Here is a 19,051-nt window from a genome sequence, read left to right on the forward strand (position 1 = left end):
TTCCGCTTGGGGAAAGGGACGTCGCAACGGGATCGACCGGCGGCGCACGGTATCGGACCATCCGGTTCACGCCGGCATCAACCCGCGGACGCGCAGATAGCCGAGCACGGGCAGCAGCGGCAGGCCGAGCACGGTGAACTGGCTACCCTCGATCCGGTCGAAAAGCTGCGCACCCGGACCCTCGATCCGGTAGCAACCCACGCATCCGGCGATCGCGGGCCATTCCCGGTCAAGATAGGCGGCGATGAACGCGTCGCTCAAGGGGCGGACGTGCATCCGCGTCGCCTCGACATGACGCCAGACGGCGCGGCCCCCTTGCGCGATCACGGCACCGCTCCACAATTCGTGGCGCGCGCCGCTCATCCGGCGGAGATGCTCGGCGGCCTGTTCGCGGCTTTCGGGCTTGTCGAGCAGGCTGCCATCGGCGAGCGCCACCACTGAATCGCTGCCGAGCACCAGCGCCTGCGGATGACGCTGCGAGATCTTCACCGCCTTCAGCTCGGCGAGCGCATCCGCCAGGTCGCGTGGCGAGAGATGCGCGAGCGCCGCCTTGGCCGCGTCCTCGTCGACGCCCGCTGCGACCGCCTCGAACGATACGCCCGCCGCCGTCAGCATCGCGCGCCGCGACTCGCTTTGCGAGGCGAGGATCAGCGTTTCGGTCATTCCGCGACGATGCCCGGCGTGCCACGGCGTTCGTTGCACAGCGCGATGATCGCCGCGGCGGTCTCCTCGATCGAACGGCGCGTCACGTCGATCACCGGCCAGCCATGGTCCGCGAACAGGCGCCGTGCGAACATCAGCTCCTTCTGCACCGCATCCTCGTTCACATAGGCCGTTTCGGGTGCCTGGTTGAGCGAGAGCAGCCGGTTGCGCCGGACCTGGATCAGCCGGTCCGCGCTGGTGGTAAGCCCCACGACCAGCGGGTTCCTGAGCGTATAGAGCGCGGCGGGCGGCGGGCTTTCGACCACGACCGGGATGTTGGCCGTTTTATAGCCGCGGTTCGCCAGATAGATCGACGTGGGCGTCTTGGACGAGCGCGACACGCCCGCAAGCACGATATCGGCCTCTTCCCAATCCTCGTGCGCGATGCCGTCGTCATGCGCGATCGTGAACTGGATGGCGTCGACGCGGGCGAAATAGGCGGCATCCAGAACGTGCTGGCGCCCCGGCCGCGCCTTGGCCTGCTGCCCCAGCAGCCCCGACAGCGCATCGTTCACAGGATCGAGCGGGGCGACCACCGGAAGGCCGAGGCTCGCACAGCGCTGTTCGAGGATCCGCCGGCTCCCCGCGTTCACCAGCGTGAAGATCACCAGCCCCGGATTCTGCGCGATCTCTTCCAAGATGCGCTCCAGATGCGTCTCCGTGCGCACCATCGGCCAGAAATGCCGCACCGTCTCGACATCGTCATATTGCGCCAGCGCGGCCTTGGCGATGTTCTCCAGCGTCTCGCCGGTGGAATCGGAGAGCAGGTGAAGATGGAGCCGCACCGTCACGGGCGCCGGAACGGAACTGTGGACAACATGGGGACGAACGCTAGCGCAACTCGCACGATCGTCCAAGCCACCGGGATGCCGTGGAAAACCGCGGGCTTATCCACATCGCCGCGCACAGGCGCCGCTTTGGCGCACAGCCTGTGGATAACGGGGACGGTGCGATCCGAATCGGCGCGTTCGCGCGGGCGCGCCACGGTCAAGCTGTTGGCATTTCGGGGACGAACGCCTAACCCCCGCCACCCACTGTGCAACTACTGCAACATCCTCTTTTTAGAATCTCTTATAGTGATAGAAGGGCTTTCGCGCTGACCGATCGGGCTTTCGACAAACCGCTGCTCGCCACGCTGAAGGGTGACAAGCCTTTGGTGCCGCCGGTATGGTTCATGCGTCAGGCGGGGCGCTATCTTCCCGAATATCGCGCACTACGGGCGGAGAAGGGCGGCTTTCTCGCGCTTGCCACCGATCCGGAGGCCGCTGCCGAAGTGACCATGCAGCCGATCCGGCGCTTCGGCTTCGACGGCGCGATCCTGTTCTCCGACATCCTGATGGTGCCATGGGCGCTGGGGCAGGATCTGAGCTTTGGGGTGGGCGAGGGTCCCCGGCTGGAGCCCCCGCTGGTCGATCATGCGCTGGCGGCGCTCCAGAGCCATGCCGAGCGGCTCGAGCCGGTCTATGCGACGGTGGCGCGGGTCGCGGCGCTGCTGCCCTCACAGACCGCCTTCCTGGGCTTTGCCGGATCCCCCTGGACGGTCGCCACCTATATGGTGGCGGGGCATGGCAGCCGCGACCAGGCCGAGACGCGGCGGTTCGCGCATCGCGATCCGGCGGCGTTCGGCGCGATCATCGATGCCATTGCCGATCTGACCATCGAATATCTCGCCCGCCAGATCGAAGCCGGCGTCGAGGCGGTCCAGCTGTTCGACAGTTGGGCTGGCAGCCTCTCGCCGACGCAGTTCGAACGCTGGGTGATCGCGCCCACCGCGCGGATCGTGGCGGCGCTGGCGACGCGGTGCCCCGGCGTACCGGTGATCGCCTTTCCGAAAGGCGCGGGGGGCAAGCTGCCGGCCTATGCGCGCGAGACGGCCGCGACGGCGGTCGGGCTGGACGAGACGGTCGATCCCGCCTGGGCACATGCCGCGCTGCCGCCGGGATTGCCGGTGCAGGGCAATCTCGATCCGCTGGCACTGATCGCCGGCGGCGCGACGCTCGACGCAGCGATCGACCGCGTGCTGGGCGCTTTTGCGGAGCGGCCCCATGTTTTCAACTTGGGCCACGGCATCCAGCAGGATACGCCGATCGCGCATGTCGAGCAGGCGCTCGCACGGATACGGAGGACGGCATGATCGGCTGGCTGGGCGCTTCCTATGACTGGGTGAAGGCGGCGCATCTGATCTTCGTGATCTTCTGGATGGCGGGGCTGTTCATGATGCCGCGCTATCTCGTCTATCATCAGGAGGCGCTGGCCCGCGGCGACGCGGCCGAGGCCGCCGCCTGGGTCGAGCGCGAGGGAAAGATCCGCCACATCATCCTGACGCCCGCGCTGATCGCGGTGTGGGTGCTGGGGTTGATGCTCGCCGCCAATCTCGGCCTGTTCGCCGGGCAGCCCGGGCTGGGCTGGCTTCATGCCAAGCTGCTGATCGTGCTGCTGCTGTCGGGCTATCATGGCTGGGCAGTGGGCTATGCGCGCAAGCTCGCGGGCGGCCGCCCGACGATGACGGGCAAGGCGCTGCGGATGATGAACGAGGTGCCCGCGCTCGCGGTAACGCTGATCGTCATCCTGGTGATCGTCCGCCCCTTTTGAGGGCCGCTTGACTTGGAGGTGGGCCGGGCCTAATTCCCGTTCAACGTAAAAACCGGCGTCCTGCCGTGCTTTCCATGCGTGTTCTCCAGCATCGTCCTCGCCGCGAAGATTTCGCCGAACGACGCACCTTTCTGCCGACCTTTCGCGGACACTCCCCATGCATCTCAAAGACCTGAAGAAGAAGAAGCCCGCCGAACTGGTGAGCATGGCCGAGGAGTTGGGCGTCGAGAGTGCGTCCACGCTCCGCAAGCAGGACCTGCTGTTCGCGATCCTGAAGGTGCAGGCCGAGAATGGCGACCAGATCATGGGCCTTGGCACGATCGAGGTCATGCAGGACGGCTTCGGCTTCCTGCGCAGCCCCGAGGCGAACTATCTCGCCGGGCCGGACGACATCTACATCTCGCCCAACCAGGTGCGTAAGCACGGGCTCCGCACTGGCGACACGGTTGAGGGCGAGATCCGCGGGCCCAAGGACGGCGAACGCTATTTCGCGCTGACCAAGCTCACCAGCGTCAATTTCGACGATCCCGATGCGGTGCGCCACCGCGTCAACTTCGACAATCTGACGCCGCTCTATCCCGAATCCAAGCTGACGCTCGATCCCGCCGACCCGACCGTGAAGGACAAGTCGGCACGCGTGATCGACATCGTCTCGCCGCAGGGCAAGGGCCAGCGCACGCTGATCGTGGCACCCCCGCGCGTCGGCAAGACGGTGATGCTGCAGAACATCGCCAAGGCGATCACCGACAACCATCCCGAAGTCTTCCTCATCGTTCTGCTCATCGACGAGCGGCCCGAGGAAGTGACCGACATGCAGCGCAGCGTGAAGGGCGAGGTGGTCAGCTCCACCTTCGACGAACCCGCGCAGCGCCACGTCCAGGTGGCCGAAATGGTGATTGAAAAGGCCAAGCGCCTGGTCGAGCACAAGAAGGACGTCGTGATCCTGCTCGACAGCATCACCCGCCTCGGTCGTGCCTACAACACCGTGGTGCCGTCGTCCGGCAAGGTGCTGACCGGCGGCGTCGACGCCAACGCGCTCCAGCGGCCCAAGCGCTTCTTCGGCGCGGCGCGCAACATCGAGGAGGGCGGCTCGCTCTCGATCATCGCCACCGCGCTGATCGACACGGGCAGCCGGATGGACGAGGTGATCTTCGAGGAGTTCAAGGGAACGGGCAATTCCGAGATCGTGCTCGACCGCAAGGTGGCCGACAAGCGTATCTTCCCCGCGCTCGACGTGGGCAAATCGGGCACGCGCAAGGAAGAGCTGTTGGTGCCCAAGGAGAAGCTGTCCAAGATGTGGGTACTGCGCCGCATCCTCATGCAGATGGGCACGATCGACTCGATGGAGTTCCTCCTCGACAAGATGAAGAATTCCAAGACCAACGAGGATTTCTTCGACAGCATGAATCAATAGCCGCATGCGGCCGGCGCCATGCTGGCGCCGGACTCGCGCTGGCGCGGCCGGCGGTCTTCAGACCCGACCCACCGGTGCAGGCTTGGTCTGCACCCCGCCACGCCTCACCACCCGCAACATGACGAAACCGTCATAGTCTTTGCGGCAAGCGGCCGAACGGCTACATGGCGGCAATGGTCATCTCCCTTCTCGCTGCTGCCGCCACCGGGCCGGGCTCGCCCGCGCTGATCTGGCAGCACATTGTCGCCGATTTCGCGAACATCGGCAGCCCGTCCGCGCTGGCCGCTTTCGTGCAGGTGCTGATGATCGACGTCGTCTTGGCGGGCGACAATGCGATCGTCGTGGGCGCGCTCGCCGCGGGACTGCCGGTCGCGGAGCGCAAGCGTGTGATCCTGATCGGCATCCTCGCCGCGCTCGTGCTGCGCATCGTCTTTGCACTCGGGGTGAGCTGGTTGCTGGGGATGATCGGGCTGATCTTCGCCGGCGGCATCCTGCTGCTGTGGGTGGCGTGGAAGATGTGGCGCGAATTGCGCCACGCCCAGGCGCATCCCGAAACCACCGCCGACGTCCGCCCCGCCAAGAGCTTCATCGCCGCCGCGTGGTCCGTGGCGATCGCCGACGTGTCGATGAGCCTCGACAATGTGCTGGCGGTGGCAGGCGCGGCTCGGGCGCATCCGGGCATTCTGATCGTCGGGCTGCTGCTGTCGGTCGCGCTGATGGGGATCGCGGCCAATCTGATCGCGCGCTATATCGAACGCTATCGCTGGATCGCCTATATCGGGCTGGCCGTGATCCTCTATGTCGCGGGCAAGATGATTTATGACGGTATGACCGACCCGCATGTCGGCATCCTGACCCTGTTCTGAGCTGCCGGAGACCGCGCGATGAAGATCACGATCGACCTCGACTGCACCCCGGAAGAGGCACGCCGCGCGATGGGGCTGCCCGATCTCACGCCGCTTCACGAACGCTATGTCGCGATGATCGGCGACGCGATGCAATCCGGGATCAAGCCCGAGGCAATCGAAGCGATGATGCGCGGCTGGGCGCCGATGGGCGATGCCGGCATGGCGATGTGGCGGCGTATGTTCGAGGGTCAGGCGGGCGGCTGACCCCGTGGATACGATCTTCGCGGTTTCGAGCGGCCGTCCCCCGGCGGCGATCGCCGTCATCCGGATCAGCGGCGCGCGCGCGATGGACGCCGGACGTGCGATCGCGGGCACGCTGCCGGTGGATCGCCGGGCCGGCATGCGGCGGCTGCGCGACGCATCGGGCGGCACGCTCGACCACGGCCTCGTGCTGGCGTTCGAGGCGGGGGGCAGCGTCACCGGCGAAGATCTGGTCGAGCTTCACTGCCATGGCGGACGGGCGGTGATCGCGGCGGTGGAGACGGCGCTGGCAGCGATGCCCGGCCTGCGGCGGGCCGAGCCAGGCGAGTTCACCCGCCGTGCACTGGTTCACGGCCGGATCGATCTGGCGGAGGCAGAGGGTTTGGCCGATCTGCTCGAGGCCGAAACCGAGACGCAGCGGCGATCGGCATTGATGGCCGCGGAAGGGCAGGTGAGCCGCGCCATACGTGGCTGGATGGCTGACCTGTCGGGTCTGGCGGCACGGGTCGAGGCGTCGCTGGATTTTGCGGATGAAGCGGATGTCGGAGATGATGCCGATGGCCTGGCGGACATCGTAGCGGAGGCGCATGCGCTTGCAGCGACGATCGCCGCGGTCGCTGCGGCGCCCGCTGTCGACCGGTTGCGTGACGGAATTAGCGTCGTCATCGGCGGGCCGCCCAACAGCGGCAAATCGACCTTGCTCAACCGGCTGATCGAACGCGACGCGGCGATCGTCTCACCCGTCTCGGGCACCACACGCGACCGGATCGATGCGCCCGTGGTACGGCAGGGGATAGCGTATCTGGTGACCGACACTGCCGGGCTTACCGACCGGACCGAGGACGTGGTCGAGCAGATCGGTGTGGTACGCGCCGGAGAAGCGATCGGTGCTGCGGACATCCTCCTGTGGCTCGCCGACGATCCGCCACCGCGCGCGGATGCGTTGTGGCTGCATGCGCGGGCCGATCTGCCAGGACGGGGTTTGCCGCAGGGAGGACAGCATCTGGTCGTGTCTGAGCATGATCCACAATCGCTCACGACATTGTGGGAGGCGATCGAGGATCGTGCCCGGCATGTGTTGCCGGCTCTTGATGCATTGCCGCTCAAGCGTCGCCAGCAGCAATTATGCCAAGCGGCGGCAGCGGAGCTCGAGACCATCACCACGCGTGACCCGTTGATCGTGGCCGAGCATCTGCGGTGTGCGCGGGTGCCTCTGGCAGGTTTGGTAGGCGACGATGCCACGGAAACGATGCTCGACGCGCTGTTCGGACGCTTCTGCATCGGCAAGTGACGACGTTCCACGTGGAACAATTTTGACGATGTTCGGCGCGGGTCGTAGGGCTGTGGAATGACCCAAACTTCGTTCGACGTGATCGTCATCGGCGGTGGCCATGCCGGTACCGAAGCGGCTGCGGCCGCTGCGCGGCGGGGCGCACGTACGGCTTTGCTGTCGTTCGACGTCGCGCAGATCGGCGCTATGTCGTGCAACCCGGCAATCGGCGGCCTTGGTAAGGGGCACATCGTCCGCGAGGTGGATGCATTCGACGGCCTCATCGGGCGCGCGGCGGACCAAGCCGCGATTCACTACCGCATGCTCAATCGGAGCAAGGGCGCGGCGGTTCAGGGGCCGCGCATCCAGGCAGACCGTCGCCGCTATGCCCAAGCGATCCAACAGGCGCTCGCGTGCGAGCCAAAGCTGACGATCATCGCCGCCGATGTCATCGCGCTGCTGCTTCGCCATGGCAATGTGGCTGGCGTCCGGCTTGCCGATGGTCCTGACATTGAAGCACGTGCCGTCATCTTGGCGACCGGCACCTTCCTTCGCGGCCGGCTGTTCCGCGGCGACGAGCGCGATGTCGGCGGACGGATCGGGGAACGCGCTGCCACCCGGCTCTCCGCGCAGTTGCGCGAACTGAATCTGCCGATGGGGCGGCTGAAGACAGGCACCCCGCCGCGGCTTGATGGGCGGACGATCGACTGGGGGCGACTCGCGGAACAGCCCTCGGACGCCGACCCCTGGACCATGTCGCCCATGACGCAGAGGCGTCCTCTGCCGCAGATCGCGTGCGCGATCGCGCGTACAACGCCCGAAACTCACGCGATCATCCGGGAGGCCCTGGACAGGTCGCCGCTCTTCACCGGCGCGATTGATGCGCAGGGTCCGCGCTATTGCCCCTCAATCGAGGATAAGGTGCACCGGTTCGGCGATCGCGACGGCCACCAGATCTTCCTCGAGCCTGAGGGGCTCGATGATACGACCGTCTATCCAAACGGGCTTTCGACATCCCTTCCCACGGACGTGCAGCAGGCGATGCTCACCAGCATCGCGGGGCTGGAGCGTGCCACGATCACCATGCCGGGTTATGCCGTCGAATATGATTATGTCGATCCGCGCGCACTCGATCGCCGGCTGGCCCTGGCCGTCCTGCCAGGGGTGTTCTGCGCGGGGCAGATCAATGGGACGACTGGCTATGAGGAAGCGGCGGGGCAGGGGCTCGTCGCCGGTTTGAACGCCGCCGCCCATGCGTGCGATCTGGCGGCCGTCCAGCTCGATCGCGCATCCAGCTATATCGGGGTGATGATCGACGATCTGGTCCTGCAAGGCGTGACCGAGCCCTACCGCATGTTGACGGCGCGCGCCGAATATCGGCTGGCATTGCGTGCCGACAACGCAGAGACCCGGCTGGGACCGATCGCGAGCGATGCCGGCTGCCTCTCCGAAGCGCGGCGGCGTCATCAAGGCGAGTGTGCGCAGGAGCGTGCCGCGCTTCGGCAATTGCTCGATACTCCGATAACGGCCTCTGAGGTCTCCGCACGCGGAGCGTCTGTCGGGCAGGACGGCGCGCGGCGTAGCATCTTCGACTGGCTCCGCTTCGAAGGCGTACGGCTCGATCAATTGCTCGATTGTCCGCTGGCTTTGGCCGATGCCGTCGTCGCAGAGATGATCGAAGACGCGCGCTATGCGCCGTATCTCGACCGCCAGGCGGACGAGATCGCGCGGCTGCGGAGCGATGAACGAATCGCTTTGCCGGCCGATCTCCGGTTTGAGGCGATCGCCGGATTGTCCACCGAGATGATCGCGCGTCTATCGGCCGCGCGTCCGGCCTCGCTTGCCGAGGCGTCGCGGGTGCGTGGCGTGACCCCGGCGGCCCTATCTGCTGTTCTACTGCACAGCCGGCGAGCTGCTGCATGACCGAGGCCGAAGCGCGGGGCTTGGCCGTCACCATGATCGGCAACAATGCGGCGGCCCGGGTTGCTGAATTCGCGGCCATGGTGGTGACGGAAAACGCGGCGCAGAACCTGATCGCGCCATCGACGATCGAGACGATCTGGAGCCGGCACGTCGTCGATTCGCTCCAGCTGCTGCCACACGCCGGGGAGCGTTCGGGGCTGTGGATCGACATCGGCACCGGCGGTGGATTTCCCGGCATGATCGTCGCGCTTGTCCGTTCAGGGCCTATCCTGCTGGTCGAACCCCGACGGCGGCGTGCGGAGTTCCTTGAATCCAGCGCCGCAGCGCTGGGCTTGAAGCACGTCACGGTCGTTGCCAACAAGGTGGAGACTGTCACAGATCGGCCCGCCGCGATCATTTCGGCGCGGGCGGTGGCATCCGTCGAAAATCTTTTGCATGCGGCGAAGCGGTGCGCCACACCGGCGACGCGGTGGCTGCTGCCGCGCGGCCGGATCGATTCCGCCGAGCTCGCCAGCTTGCAGAACAGGGGCACCATGTTTCACGTGGAACAGAGCATCACCGATCCTGAATCGCGCATCCTCGTCATAGACGGAGCGGGCGCATGACGATCTGCATCGCCGTGGCCAACCAGAAAGGCGGGGTGGGCAAGACCACCAGCGCGATCAACCTCGCCACCGCTTTGTCCGCAACGGGGATGCATGTGCTGCTGATCGATCTCGATCCGCAGGGCAACGCATCCACGGGCCTCGGCATCGGCCAGTCGCAGCGGACGCGTTCCAGCTATGACCTGCTGGTCGGCAACGTCACGCTCGACGACACGGTGATCGCGACGCGCGTGCCGCGGCTCGATCTGGTGCCGGCCACGGTCGATCTGTCCGGCGCCGAAATCGAGCTGGTGGAGTTCGATGCACGCACCCACCGGCTCGATCGCGCAGTCAAGGGATCGAGCCGCCGTTGGGACATCATCCTGGTCGATTGCCCGCCATCGCTCGGCTTGCTCACGATCAACGCGATGGTCGCGGCAGATTCGCTGCTCGTGCCGCTCCAGTGCGAGTTCTTCGCGCTTGAAGGCCTGTCGCAACTCCTGTCGACCGTCGAACGGATTCGCGCGCGGTTCAATCCCGGGCTGTCGATTCTGGGCGTCGCGTTGACGATGTATGATCGGCGCAACCGGCTCACCGAACAGGTGTCCACCGATGTGCGCGCGGTGCTCGGCCGCGTCGTGTTCGAAACCGTGATCCCGCGCAACGTCCGCCTGTCGGAGGCACCGAGCCATGGGTTGCCCGCATTGATCTACGATCATCGCTGTTCGGGATCGGAAGCCTATATCGCGCTCGCCCGGGAGCTGATCGCGCGGCTGCCCGAATCGGCGGAAGCGGCATGAGCGATCGTCGCGGGCGACCGGCGGGGCTCGGCCGGGGCCTCAACGCGCTGCTGGGTGAGATCGCGCGTGAACAGCCGGTCGAGCCGGGCGCTGCGCCGATGCCCGGCGTGAGGATGCTGCCCGTCAGTTCGCTGTCGCCGCATCCCGATCAGCCGCGCCGCAAATTCGACGAGGCGTTGCTCGACGAACTCGCCGCTTCGATCGCGTCGCGCGGGCTGATCCAGCCGATCGTCGTCCGGCCGCATGGCCATGACTATCAGATCGTGGCGGGCGAGCGGCGCTGGCGTGCGGCGCAGCGTGCGCATTTGCACGAAGTGCCCGTCGTCGTCCGCGAGTTCAACGACGCCGAAACGCTCGAGATCGCACTGATCGAGAACATCCAGCGCCAGGATCTGAACGCGATCGAAGAGGCGCAGGCCTATCAGCGGCTGGCGGGCGATTACGGCCATACGCAAGAGGCGCTGGCCAAGATCGTCCACAAGTCGCGCAGCCATGTCGCCAATCTGCTTCGTCTGCTCGAACTGCCCGCCGCCGTGCAGACGCATGTCGTCGATGGCGCGTTGTCGATGGGGCATGCGCGCGCATTGCTCGGCGCGCGCGATGTGGAAGGCTTGGCCGATCAGGTCATTGCGCGGCAATTGTCGGTGCGAGAAACCGAGAAGCTTACGCGGGCAGCCAAGCCGTCACGGGGCCCGAGGGCCGCGGACGAAGGGAAGGGCGGCGCAAGCCGGCCGGCAGGGCCCGATGCCGATATCCAGGCGCTCGAACACCAGCTTGCCGATTTACTGGGATTGAACGTGCGCATCAGCCATTCGGATAAGGGCGGCACGCTGACGCTCGGCTATTCGACGCTGGATCAGCTCGACATGGTCTGCCAGCGGCTGACCGGAGACACGATCTAGCCGCGTTTGCCCATAGCGTGCGCTATCTCCACAATCACCGATTCCGCGAGCACGGTTCCGGCATTGCCGGGCGCCATTACCGCGCGTTCGGCCTCGCGCACGCGGGCCAGGGCGCGGGCCAGCAAGGGGGCGGACCAGCGGCGCAGCACGCGTGCGGTGCTCGCTTCCTCCTTGTAGAACACCCGGTGGCGCTTCATCACCGCGTCGGCGTTTTCGCCGCGATCGATCGCGGCGCGCATCTCGGCGAGCACGATCAGGCGACGGCCGATCTGCCGCAACCAAGGAATGGGCGAGGTGGTGGCATCGCCCAGCAGCACCAGTTCATGCCCGAGATCGGCGGCGCGTCCGTCGATCAGCGCATCGACCGCGCGCGTGGCCTCCGAATCACCCAGGTCCGCGCCGACCGCGTCGAACGCGGCATCGTCCAGATCGGCGGGGCGATCGGGTGCCGCATCGAGGTAGAGCGCGAACTTCTCGACCTCGCGCGCGATGATCGCACGGTCGCCGCCGCTCGCTTCGGCGATCTTATGGGCAGTGCCGCTGGCGATCCGAAGGCCGTGCTCGCGGGCGAGCGCGACGACGATCTGCTCGGCTTCCATCGCGCTCGGCGCGTAACAGGCGAAGGCGAGCGCATAGGGCGAGTCGATCGCCAGCTTCACCAGCTTGCCGCTCGCTTTGATCGCGGGCGCGATCGCGACGACCGGGTTGCCCGCCCGCTCGGCGGTCAGCAGCGCGGCAAACGCATCGAACGCCTCTTCTCCCACCGGCGTCACGCGCACGAACCGGGCATCGCCGAAGAGCGACAACGCCGCGGCTTCGTCCGCCAGCCGGGCGGGGTCGGCGCGCAGCGTCGGCCCGTCCAAGTCGATCCGCTCGGCCCCGGCCCCCATCGCCTTGCTCAATCGCGCGGCGAGATCGGCGGCGCCTGCATCGTCGGGCCCGTGAAGCAGATAAAGGCGGATCTCGGCGCGGGGGCGGTCGAGCGCGGATCGGATTTGGCTGGCGTTCGCCTTCACGGCGTCGGTTTGGCTGTCCGCCGCTGCGCATAGAGCGCCACGCGCGAGACGATCTGATCGGCAACGATCCCCGCGAGCCGCTCCAGCGCGGTGTTTTCCGCGGCGATGGTGGCATATTCCGAACCCACCACGTCGATCCCCGCGTCGGAGCCCGCGGTCGCGTCGAGCAGCACGGTGCCGTCGGCCAGGTTCACGAGCTGGAAGCGGGCACGCAGCGTCCGCCGCTCGCGCGTCACGCTGTCGTCCTGACGAACGCCCAGTCCCTTGATCTCGTCATTCAGGCGCACGTCGAGCCGATAACGCGGCGTACCGTTCTCCGGCAGCCGATCGCGCAGCGCGTTCGACATGAGATAGCCCGACTTGCCCTCGATCGGCGCGACCTGCACGGCATCGAGCGCGGTCGCGACCGAGCCCGAACCGCCGCCCGCATAAAGCGGATGAAGCCCACAGCCGGGCAGCGCCAGCGCGAGCAGGATTGCCAGCCGCCTCATGCGACGATGTTCACGAGTCGATCGGGCACGACGATCACCTTTTTGGGAGCACGGCCTTCGAGCAGGCGTATGATCTTGTCCGAGGCAAGCGCGGCGGCTTCGATCTCTGTACGCGGGGCGCCCTTGGGAAAGACAAGCGTGTCGCGCAGCTTGCCGTTCATCTGCACCGCGATCGTCACTTCGTCATCGACCAGCATCGCCGGATCGACCACCGGCCAGGCGGCGTCGGCGATCAGCCCGGCATGGCCCATGGTAGCCCAGGCCTCTTCGGCGACATGCGGCGTCATCGGCGCGACCAGCAGCAGCAGCGTGTGCGCCGCATCGGTGCGGTCGCGCGAGGGCGGGGCCTTCTCGATCGCGGTGGCCAGCGTGTAGAGCCGCGCGACCGCCTTGTTGAACTGCAGCGCATCGATATCGTTGCCGATATCGTTGGTCGTGCGGTGCGCGAGCTTGCGCAGCGCGATATCCTCGCCCCCTGTGGGTTCGGCCTCCTGCGCCACCAGCCGCCACAGTCGCTGGACGAAACGCCACGCGCCCTCGATCCCCGCCTCGCTCCAGGGAAGATCGCGCTCGGGCGGAGAATCGGAGAGCATGAACCAGCGCACCGCGTCCGCGCCATATTGATCGACGATCGGTTCGGGATCGACCGTGTTCTTCTTGGATTTCGACATCTTCTCGACGCGGCCCACCATGATCGGCGCGCCCGTCTCGATCTCGGTGCCGTCGCGCACCTGTTCGGGGGCGAGCCAGCGGCCGTCCGCCGATTTGTACGTCTCGTGTGTCACCATCCCTTGCGTGAACAGGCCGGCGAACGGCTCGGCAATGTCGAGCAGCCCGATATGCTTCAGCGCGCGCGTCCAGAAACGAGCGTAGAGCAGGTGGAGGATCGCATGCTCGACGCCGCCGATATACTGGTTCACCGGCAGCCATCGCTCGGCACCGGCGCGATCGAACGGCCGGGCGTCGGGCTGGCTGGCAAAGCGGATGAAATACCAGGACGAATCGACGAACGTATCGAGCGTGTCGGTCTCGCGCACCGCCGCGCCGCCGCAGGACGGACAGGCGACGTGCTTCCAGCTCGGGTGACGATCGAGCGGGTTGCCGGGCACCGCGAAGCTCACATCCTCGGGCAGGACGATCGGCAACTGGTCCTTCGGCACCGGCACCGCACCGCAGGCGGCGCAGTGGATGATCGGGATCGGCGTGCCCCAGTAACGCTGGCGGCTCACCCCCCAGTCGCGCAAGCGATAGACGGTAGTGCCCGTGCCCCAGCCTTCGCCCTCCGCCCGCGCGATCACCGCGCGCTTGGCGTCGGCGATGTCCATGCCGTCGAGAAAATGCGAGTTCACGAGCCGGCCGGGGCCGGTATAGGCAGCGTCGCCCACGAACACGGGCGCGTCGTCGGCGCCTTCGGACACGACGCGCTTGACTGGCAGGCTATATTTGCGCGCAAAATCCAAATCGCGCTGGTCGTGCGCGGGCACGCCGAACACCGCGCCGGTGCCATACTCCATCAGCACGAAATTGGCGACGTAGACGGGCAGGCGCCAATTCGGATCCAGCGGATGCGTGGCGGTGAGCCCGGTGTCGAAGCCGAGCTTTTCCTGCGTGTCCATCTCGGCCGCGGTGGTGCCGCCGCGCTTGCACAAGGCGATGAAGTCGGCTGCCTCGGCATTGGTTTCGGCCAGATGGCGCGCGATCGGGTGATCGGCGGCGACCGCGACGAAGCTCGAACCGAACATCGTGTCGGGCCGGGTGGTAAACACCTCGACGGTGCCGCCGTCCGACAGCGCGAAGCGGAATTGCAGGCCCTGGCTCCGGCCGATCCAGTTTTCCTGCATCAGCTTGACCTTGTCGGGCCAATGTTCGAGCGCGCCCAGGCCGTCGAGCAGTTCGTCGGCGAAGTCGGTGATCTTCAGGAACCATTGCGACAGCTTGCGCCGCTCGACGAGCGCACCCGATCGCCAGCCGCGGCCGTCGATCACCTGTTCGTTGGCGAGCACGGTCATGTCGACCGGGTCCCAATTGACCGCCGATTCCTTGCGATAGACCAGGCCCGCCGCGAACAGGTCGAGGAACAGCGCCTGTTCGTGGCCGTAATAATCGGGCTCGCAGGTGGCGAGTTCACGGCTCCAGTCGAGCGCGAAGCCGAGCCGCTTCAACTGCGCCTTCATCGCCGCGATATTGGCGCGCGTCCAGTTGCCGGGATGGACGCCCTTTTCCATGGCGGCGTTTTCGGCGGGCATGCCGAACGCGTCCCATCCCATCGGATGAAGCACCTCCATGCCGCGCATCCGCCGATAGCGCGCCAGCACGTCGCCCATCGTGTAGTTGCGGACGTGCCCCATATGGATCTTCCCCGAAGGATAGGGGAACATCTCGAGCACATAGCTGCGCGGCTTTGCGGACGAATCGTCCGCGGCGAAGGTCTGGCGCTCGTCCCAGACCCTCTGCCAGGCCGCGTCCGCCTTCAGCGCGTTGAAGCGCGACGCCATGGGCAAATCCTCAGCCCTGGATCGAGGCGCGGCGCAGATCGCGGGCGTGCGTCAGGATGATGTCTTCCAGCTTCTGCACCGTGGCGGCGCGCACGGGCGCCGCGACCCACTGGCCGTTCTGGTTCACCTGGCGCAGCGCCGCGACCGACAGCGCATCGGCGCGCAGATCCTGATCGAGGATCGAGACGGTCAGCTTGATGCGCTCGGCCGGCGCCTGCGGGTTGACGTACCAATCGGTGACGATCACGCCACCATTGGAATCGGTCTGAACCAGCGGCATAAACTTCAGCGTGTCGAGGCTCGCGCGCCACAGATAGCTGTTCACGCCGATCGTCGTGATCTTGGACGGCGACATCTCGGTCTTGGGGCGCACATGGTGCGAACAGGCGACGAGCGGCAGGGCGGTGAGCGCCATCAACGCGATACGCAACGGGCGGAACATGGGCATCATCCTGGCATGAAGAGGGATCGTTCCGGCTCTACAGCCGGGGCCGCGCGCCCGCAAGCACGAGGACGGACGTGCCGGCCGGGGCGAAGACGAGAGCAAGACGAGCAGGGCGCGAGTCTGTGGGGCTTTTGCAACACTCCGACAGAATCCATTACCGATGCTGGTTGCAGGGGATCAAAGCGTGATAGGCGCGTTCGGCACATAGGGCGGAATACACCGCCGGGGGTGGACGTGAAGAACAGGCGCGTGATGTCGGGAATTGCTGCCGTGGCGCTCGTCGCCATGGGCGCTCTCGTCGCGCCTGCCTTCGGCGCATCCGAACAGATGGCGCGCCCGGTTCGCCGCCCGGCGATGCCGGCGCTCAGCATCGCGGGGTTCACGCCCGCCGCCGCCGATCCGCGGCTCGCGGCGGTGTTCGCGCGGGGCGGCCTCGATACGAGCGACTTCCGGTTCACCCCCGCCGATACAAGGCGTGGCGGCCGTGCGGTGACGGTGGCCGTGCGCGCGCGCAACAGCAGTCGCGCGTTCGACGGAACGCGCCTGGCCGCGACCGCGGCGGCGCCGACGGTCGGGCTCGCGCCGGTCGCCTATAATCTGGGCGCGGCGGTCGGCTGGAAGCGGTTCGCGGTCACCGGCGACGTCGCGCATGTCGACCTGGCGAGCACGCCCGGCAGCCGCGACAGCGCCGATCTGGCGCTCAGCTACACCGCCTCGCGTTTCAGCAGCCGGGTGAAGGCGGCGGCCGATCGGCCGATCGCCGGAACGCCGCAGCTCCTGACCGACATGCCGAGCTATTCGGTCGATCTCAGCAGCTCCTATGCGCTGACCCGCAATCTCGCGGTGACGGCGGGCGTGCGCTATCGCACCGATCGCGAGCGGCTGGCGCAGGTGACCGACGATCGGCGTGACAGCCAGGCCGTCTATCTGGGTACCGCCTTCCGCTTCTGATCCGGCCTAGGGTGCAGCGCGTCGATCGCCGCCCAGCCCTGAAATCCCAGCGCCGCGATTCGCCCCCAGCGCCGCGCGTCCATGCCGCCCAGCGCGATCACGGGTATGCCGAGCCCAGCGCCGATCCGCGCTGCGCGCATCGGCCCGATCGCCCGCGCGCCGGGATGCGAGCGGGTCGCATGGACGGGCGAGACGAAGAGCAGGTCGGCGCCCGCGCGAACCCCCGCGATCGCCTCACGCCGGTCATGCGCGGGCCAGGTGCGCAGGCCGCGCCCGACACGCGCGCCATGGATGCCGTCGCCCGCCAGCGGCACCGATCCGGCGACCACGAGCACCAGCCGCCGCGCCAGCGCGATTCGGCGGACGCGGGCATGAAGCCGGCGGCGTTCGGCGGCGGGCGTCGCATGGTGGCGGAACACGACGCCCGATCCGGGCGGCAACGCGCGGAGCGCGGCCCAGAGCCGATCCCCCATCCGCTCGTCGGTCATCAGCCAAGGGTATCGATCGCGCACGGCGCCTCCTATAGCGCGGCGATGATCTCCGACGACACCATCCAACGCCTGGAGGACGTGCGCGCCGCCATAGCGCACGCCGCCGCCCTGGCCGACCGCCCCGCCGCTTCGGTCACGCTGATCGCGGTCTCCAAGACTCACCCGGCGGAGGCGATCGTGCCGCTGCTCGACGCCGGGCAGCGCGCGTTCGGCGAAAATCGCGTGGCGGAGGCGGCGGCGAAATGGCCGGCGCTGCGCGTGCGTTATGCGGGCGTGACGCTCCATCTGATCGGGCAGCTCCAGTCGAACAAGGCGGACGAGGCGGTCGCGCTGTTCGACGCCATCCACGCGGTCGATCGTCCGTCGCTCGTCGCCGCACTCGGCCGCGCGATGGACGCTGCAGGCCGGCGGCCGGACTGTTTCGTCCAGGTGAATATCGGCGAGGAACCGCAAAAGGGCGGCTGCGCGATCGCCGATCTGCCCGCCCTGCTCGCCCAGGCGCGGGAGGTGGGGCTGCCGGTGGCAGGGCTGATGTGCCTGCCGCCCGCCGATGTCGAGCCAGCGCCCTATTTCGCGCTGCTCGCCAAGTTGGCGCGAGACCATGGCCTGTCGCAGCTCAGCATGGGCATGTCGGGCGATTATCCGACCGCGGTGACGATCGGCGCGACTCACGTCCGAGTCGGTAGCGCGCTCTTCGGGGTGCGGGAGGCATGACCATCCCGGTGCGCTTCGCCGCCCTGCTCTTCGATTTCGACGGCGTGCTGATCGAAAGCGAATATGCGGGCAACCGCCAGATCGCCGAATGGCTCACCGCGGCGGGTCATCCGACCACGCCCGAACAGTCGATGGCGAATTTCATGGGGCTCTCAGGCATGGCCTTCACCGGCGCGATCGAGGCTTGGATCGACGCGCCGCTGCCCCCGGGCTTCGCCGAGGCGCGCGCGGCGGAGGATGCACGGGTGATGGCCGATGGGCTGGATGCGGTGAACGGCGCGATCGCCTTCGTCGAATCGCTGCCGCCGTCGCTGCCGCGCGCGATCGTGTCGTCGAGCACCACCGATTGGATCGCGCACCATCTCGATCATCTCGGCCTGCACGGCGCGTTCGGCCCGCACATCTATAGCGGGCGCGAGCATGTCGCGCGGGGCAAACCCGCGCCCGATCTCTATCTTTATGGCGCGCGGATGCTGGGCGTCGACATCGCGGATTGCGCGATCATCGAGGATTCGCCGGTGGGGGTTACCGGCGCGGTGGCCTCCGGCGCGTTCGTGATCGGGCTGTGCGCGGGCACGCATTGCGGTGCAGGCCATGGCGCTCGGCTGAAGGCGCTCGGCGCCGACGTCATCGCCAACGATTTCAGTGCGGTCGCCGCCGCGATCGCCTGATCCGCCACGCCGCCCAGCCGCCGGCGACGAGATCATAGGGGATGGCCGCCGCCTCGCGCAGATGCATGCGCAGCCACGGGCGGTTGCCGGGCGTCTCGGTGCGCGGGAACAGGATCGGCGTCGCGCGCATGCCGAACAGCGCGAACAGCATCACGACGCGCGGCTGATGATAACGATCGGTGCAGGCGATGCACTGGTCGATCCCGCGGGCGCGTGCGAAATCGGTGGCCGCGGCGACGGTCTGGAGCGTGTCCACGCTCGCTTCGTCCCGATACAGCCGTTCGGGCGCGACGCTCGCCGACAGCATATCCGCCATGACGCGGGCTTCGGACGGGCCGAACCGGCCCTTGGCGCCCGAGCAAAACAGCAGCGCCTGCGGATCCTGCGCAGCGGCACCCGCGGCAAAGGCGATGCGGCGGCGCAGCGCCGGGCTGGGGGTGCCGTCGCGGCGCACCGCGGCGCCGAACACGACGATTAGCGG

21 protein-coding genes are annotated in these 19,051 nt (G+C 67.4%); 13 read left to right on the forward strand and 8 right to left on the reverse strand.

All coding sequences use genetic code 11. The features are described 5' to 3' along the window. Window positions 1-66 precede the first annotated feature (66 nt). Together OXQ95_RS00405 and OXQ95_RS00410 are read right to left on the reverse strand one after the other, a co-directional pair. The gene (locus tag OXQ95_RS00405) at window positions 67-663 is read right to left on the reverse strand and encodes a nucleoside triphosphate pyrophosphatase (protein WP_267378198.1); all 597 of its coding nucleotides are present in this window, start codon (window positions 661-663) and stop codon (window positions 67-69) included. Further along, entirely contained in the window at window positions 660-1,487 is an 828-nt protein-coding gene (locus tag OXQ95_RS00410; RefSeq protein ID WP_267378201.1) for a pyruvate, water dikinase regulatory protein, read from the reverse strand. Before OXQ95_RS00410 ends, OXQ95_RS00405 begins: the two co-directional genes overlap by 4 nt. A 311-nt stretch (window positions 1,488-1,798) precedes the next feature. On the opposite strand from OXQ95_RS00410, the gene hemE reads away from it, so the two are divergent. The 10 genes from hemE to OXQ95_RS00460 all read left to right on the forward strand — a co-directional run bounded on the left by hemE (window position 1,799) and on the right by OXQ95_RS00460 (window position 11,296). Beyond that, on the forward strand, window positions 1,799-2,836 hold the full coding sequence (gene hemE / locus OXQ95_RS00415) for a uroporphyrinogen decarboxylase (protein ID WP_267379204.1): 1,038 nt from the start codon (window positions 1,799-1,801) through the stop codon (window positions 2,834-2,836). Beyond that, window positions 2,833-3,294, forward strand: a complete 462-nt coding sequence (locus OXQ95_RS00420) for a CopD family protein (RefSeq protein WP_242097300.1) — start codon at window positions 2,833-2,835, stop codon at window positions 3,292-3,294. Before hemE ends, OXQ95_RS00420 begins: the two co-directional genes overlap by 4 nt. Window positions 3,295-3,451: 157 nt before the next feature. Continuing rightward, a complete protein-coding gene (rho, locus tag OXQ95_RS00425; RefSeq protein ID WP_242097299.1) occupies window positions 3,452-4,708 on the forward strand; it encodes a transcription termination factor Rho in 1,257 nt (418 codons plus the stop codon). A gap of 173 nt (window positions 4,709-4,881) precedes the next feature. Continuing rightward, a complete protein-coding gene (locus tag OXQ95_RS00430; protein ID WP_242097501.1) occupies window positions 4,882-5,574 on the forward strand; it encodes a TerC family protein in 693 nt (230 codons plus the stop codon). An 18-nt stretch (window positions 5,575-5,592) separates the two neighbouring features. After that, complete coding sequence (locus OXQ95_RS00435; protein ID WP_267378205.1) at window positions 5,593-5,820, forward strand: DUF6489 family protein; 228 nt, start codon at window positions 5,593-5,595, stop codon at window positions 5,818-5,820. Window positions 5,821-5,824: 4 nt separating this feature from the next. Then, window positions 5,825-7,108: a tRNA uridine-5-carboxymethylaminomethyl(34) synthesis GTPase MnmE gene (mnmE, locus tag OXQ95_RS00440; protein WP_267378208.1), complete on the forward strand. Its 1,284-nt coding sequence runs from the start codon at window positions 5,825-5,827 to the stop codon at window positions 7,106-7,108. A 57-nt stretch (window positions 7,109-7,165) separates the two neighbouring features. Further along, complete coding sequence (gene mnmG / locus OXQ95_RS00445; RefSeq protein ID WP_267378211.1) at window positions 7,166-9,010, forward strand: tRNA uridine-5-carboxymethylaminomethyl(34) synthesis enzyme MnmG; 1,845 nt, start codon at window positions 7,166-7,168, stop codon at window positions 9,008-9,010. Beyond that, the gene (rsmG, locus tag OXQ95_RS00450) at window positions 9,007-9,615 is read left to right on the forward strand and encodes a 16S rRNA (guanine(527)-N(7))-methyltransferase RsmG (RefSeq protein ID WP_267378213.1); all 609 of its coding nucleotides are present in this window, start codon (window positions 9,007-9,009) and stop codon (window positions 9,613-9,615) included. Before mnmG ends, rsmG begins: the two co-directional genes overlap by 4 nt. Then, window positions 9,612-10,394, forward strand: coding sequence for a ParA family protein (locus OXQ95_RS00455; protein WP_267378216.1), 783 nt, complete (start codon window positions 9,612-9,614; stop codon window positions 10,392-10,394). The genes rsmG and OXQ95_RS00455 overlap by 4 nt, the downstream gene beginning before the upstream one ends. After that, a complete protein-coding gene (locus tag OXQ95_RS00460; RefSeq protein ID WP_267378219.1) occupies window positions 10,391-11,296 on the forward strand; it encodes a ParB/RepB/Spo0J family partition protein in 906 nt (301 codons plus the stop codon). The genes OXQ95_RS00455 and OXQ95_RS00460 overlap by 4 nt, the downstream gene beginning before the upstream one ends. On the opposite strand, the gene holA is transcribed toward OXQ95_RS00460, so the two are convergent. From holA to OXQ95_RS00480, 4 genes are read right to left on the reverse strand one after another with little or no spacing between them, the layout of a single operon-like run. Further along, a complete protein-coding gene (gene holA, locus OXQ95_RS00465; RefSeq protein ID WP_267378222.1) occupies window positions 11,293-12,312 on the reverse strand; it encodes a DNA polymerase III subunit delta in 1,020 nt (339 codons plus the stop codon). The two genes, OXQ95_RS00460 and holA, sit on opposite strands and share 4 nt — an antisense overlap. Continuing rightward, window positions 12,309-12,803, reverse strand: coding sequence for an LPS assembly lipoprotein LptE (gene lptE / locus OXQ95_RS00470; protein WP_242097291.1), 495 nt, complete (start codon window positions 12,801-12,803; stop codon window positions 12,309-12,311). The genes holA and lptE overlap by 4 nt, the downstream gene beginning before the upstream one ends. Next, window positions 12,800-15,298 carry a leucine--tRNA ligase gene (gene leuS, locus OXQ95_RS00475; protein ID WP_267378227.1) on the reverse strand — a complete coding sequence of 833 codons (2,499 nt, stop codon included), beginning with the start codon at window positions 15,296-15,298 and terminating at the stop codon, window positions 12,800-12,802. Before leuS ends, lptE begins: the two co-directional genes overlap by 4 nt. A gap of 10 nt (window positions 15,299-15,308) precedes the next feature. Then, entirely contained in the window at window positions 15,309-15,713 is a 405-nt protein-coding gene (locus tag OXQ95_RS00480) for a DUF3576 domain-containing protein (protein ID WP_267379211.1), read from the reverse strand. 264 nt (window positions 15,714-15,977) lie between these two features. Here OXQ95_RS00480 and OXQ95_RS00485 point away from each other — a divergent pair, with 264 nt between their 5' ends. Then, complete coding sequence (locus tag OXQ95_RS00485) at window positions 15,978-16,694, forward strand: hypothetical protein (RefSeq protein WP_346731952.1); 717 nt, start codon at window positions 15,978-15,980, stop codon at window positions 16,692-16,694. Here OXQ95_RS00485 and OXQ95_RS00490 read toward each other — a convergent pair. Next, on the reverse strand, window positions 16,667-17,206 hold the full coding sequence (locus OXQ95_RS00490; protein WP_346731953.1) for a thiamine phosphate synthase: 540 nt from the start codon (window positions 17,204-17,206) through the stop codon (window positions 16,667-16,669). The genes OXQ95_RS00485 and OXQ95_RS00490 overlap by 28 nt on opposite strands. Before the next feature lie 21 nt (window positions 17,207-17,227). On the opposite strand from OXQ95_RS00490, the gene OXQ95_RS00495 reads away from it, so the two are divergent. Together OXQ95_RS00495 and OXQ95_RS00500 are read left to right on the forward strand one after the other, a co-directional pair. Further along, window positions 17,228-17,899, forward strand: a complete 672-nt coding sequence (locus tag OXQ95_RS00495; protein ID WP_267378230.1) for a YggS family pyridoxal phosphate-dependent enzyme — start codon at window positions 17,228-17,230, stop codon at window positions 17,897-17,899. Next, on the forward strand, window positions 17,896-18,570 hold the full coding sequence (locus OXQ95_RS00500; RefSeq protein ID WP_267378233.1) for an HAD family phosphatase: 675 nt from the start codon (window positions 17,896-17,898) through the stop codon (window positions 18,568-18,570). Before OXQ95_RS00495 ends, OXQ95_RS00500 begins: the two co-directional genes overlap by 4 nt. On the opposite strand, the gene OXQ95_RS00505 is transcribed toward OXQ95_RS00500, so the two are convergent. Next, window positions 18,542-19,039 (reverse strand): YdcF family protein, encoded by a 498-nt coding sequence (locus tag OXQ95_RS00505; protein ID WP_267378236.1) that lies wholly within the window; start codon window positions 19,037-19,039, stop codon window positions 18,542-18,544. The genes OXQ95_RS00500 and OXQ95_RS00505 overlap by 29 nt on opposite strands. Between the last annotated feature and the right edge of the window lie 12 nt (window positions 19,040-19,051).

Source organism: Sphingomonas sp. GC_Shp_6, assembly GCF_026540835.1.
Taxonomy (GTDB): Bacteria; Pseudomonadota; Alphaproteobacteria; order Sphingomonadales; family Sphingomonadaceae; genus Sphingomonas.

Bases quoted from the DNA above. Each gene is read 5' to 3' on its own strand.
- OXQ95_RS00500 (WP_267378233.1), top strand. From the start codon at position 17,896: ATGACCATCCCGGTGCGCTTCGCCGCCCTGCTCTTCGATTTCGACGGC.
- leuS (WP_267378227.1), bottom strand. From the start codon at position 15,298: ATGGCGTCGCGCTTCAACGCGCTGAAGGCGGACGCGGCCTGGCAGAGG.
- rsmG (WP_267378213.1), top strand. From the start codon at position 9,007: ATGACCGAGGCCGAAGCGCGGGGCTTGGCCGTCACCATGATCGGCAAC.
- OXQ95_RS00495 (WP_267378230.1), top strand. From the start codon at position 17,228: ATGATCTCCGACGACACCATCCAACGCCTGGAGGACGTGCGCGCCGCC.
- mnmG (WP_267378211.1), top strand. From the start codon at position 7,166: ATGACCCAAACTTCGTTCGACGTGATCGTCATCGGCGGTGGCCATGCC.
- OXQ95_RS00405 (WP_267378198.1), bottom strand. From the start codon at position 663: ATGACCGAAACGCTGATCCTCGCCTCGCAAAGCGAGTCGCGGCGCGCG.
- OXQ95_RS00460 (WP_267378219.1), top strand. From the start codon at position 10,391: ATGAGCGATCGTCGCGGGCGACCGGCGGGGCTCGGCCGGGGCCTCAAC.
- OXQ95_RS00480 (WP_267379211.1), bottom strand. From the start codon at position 15,713: ATGGCGCTCACCGCCCTGCCGCTCGTCGCCTGTTCGCACCATGTGCGC.
- OXQ95_RS00455 (WP_267378216.1), top strand. From the start codon at position 9,612: ATGACGATCTGCATCGCCGTGGCCAACCAGAAAGGCGGGGTGGGCAAG.
- OXQ95_RS00435 (WP_267378205.1), top strand. From the start codon at position 5,593: ATGAAGATCACGATCGACCTCGACTGCACCCCGGAAGAGGCACGCCGC.
- OXQ95_RS00420 (WP_242097300.1), top strand. From the start codon at position 2,833: ATGATCGGCTGGCTGGGCGCTTCCTATGACTGGGTGAAGGCGGCGCAT.
- OXQ95_RS00430 (WP_242097501.1), top strand. From the start codon at position 4,882: ATGGTCATCTCCCTTCTCGCTGCTGCCGCCACCGGGCCGGGCTCGCCC.
- lptE (WP_242097291.1), bottom strand. From the start codon at position 12,803: ATGAGGCGGCTGGCAATCCTGCTCGCGCTGGCGCTGCCCGGCTGTGGG.
- rho (WP_242097299.1), top strand. From the start codon at position 3,452: ATGCATCTCAAAGACCTGAAGAAGAAGAAGCCCGCCGAACTGGTGAGC.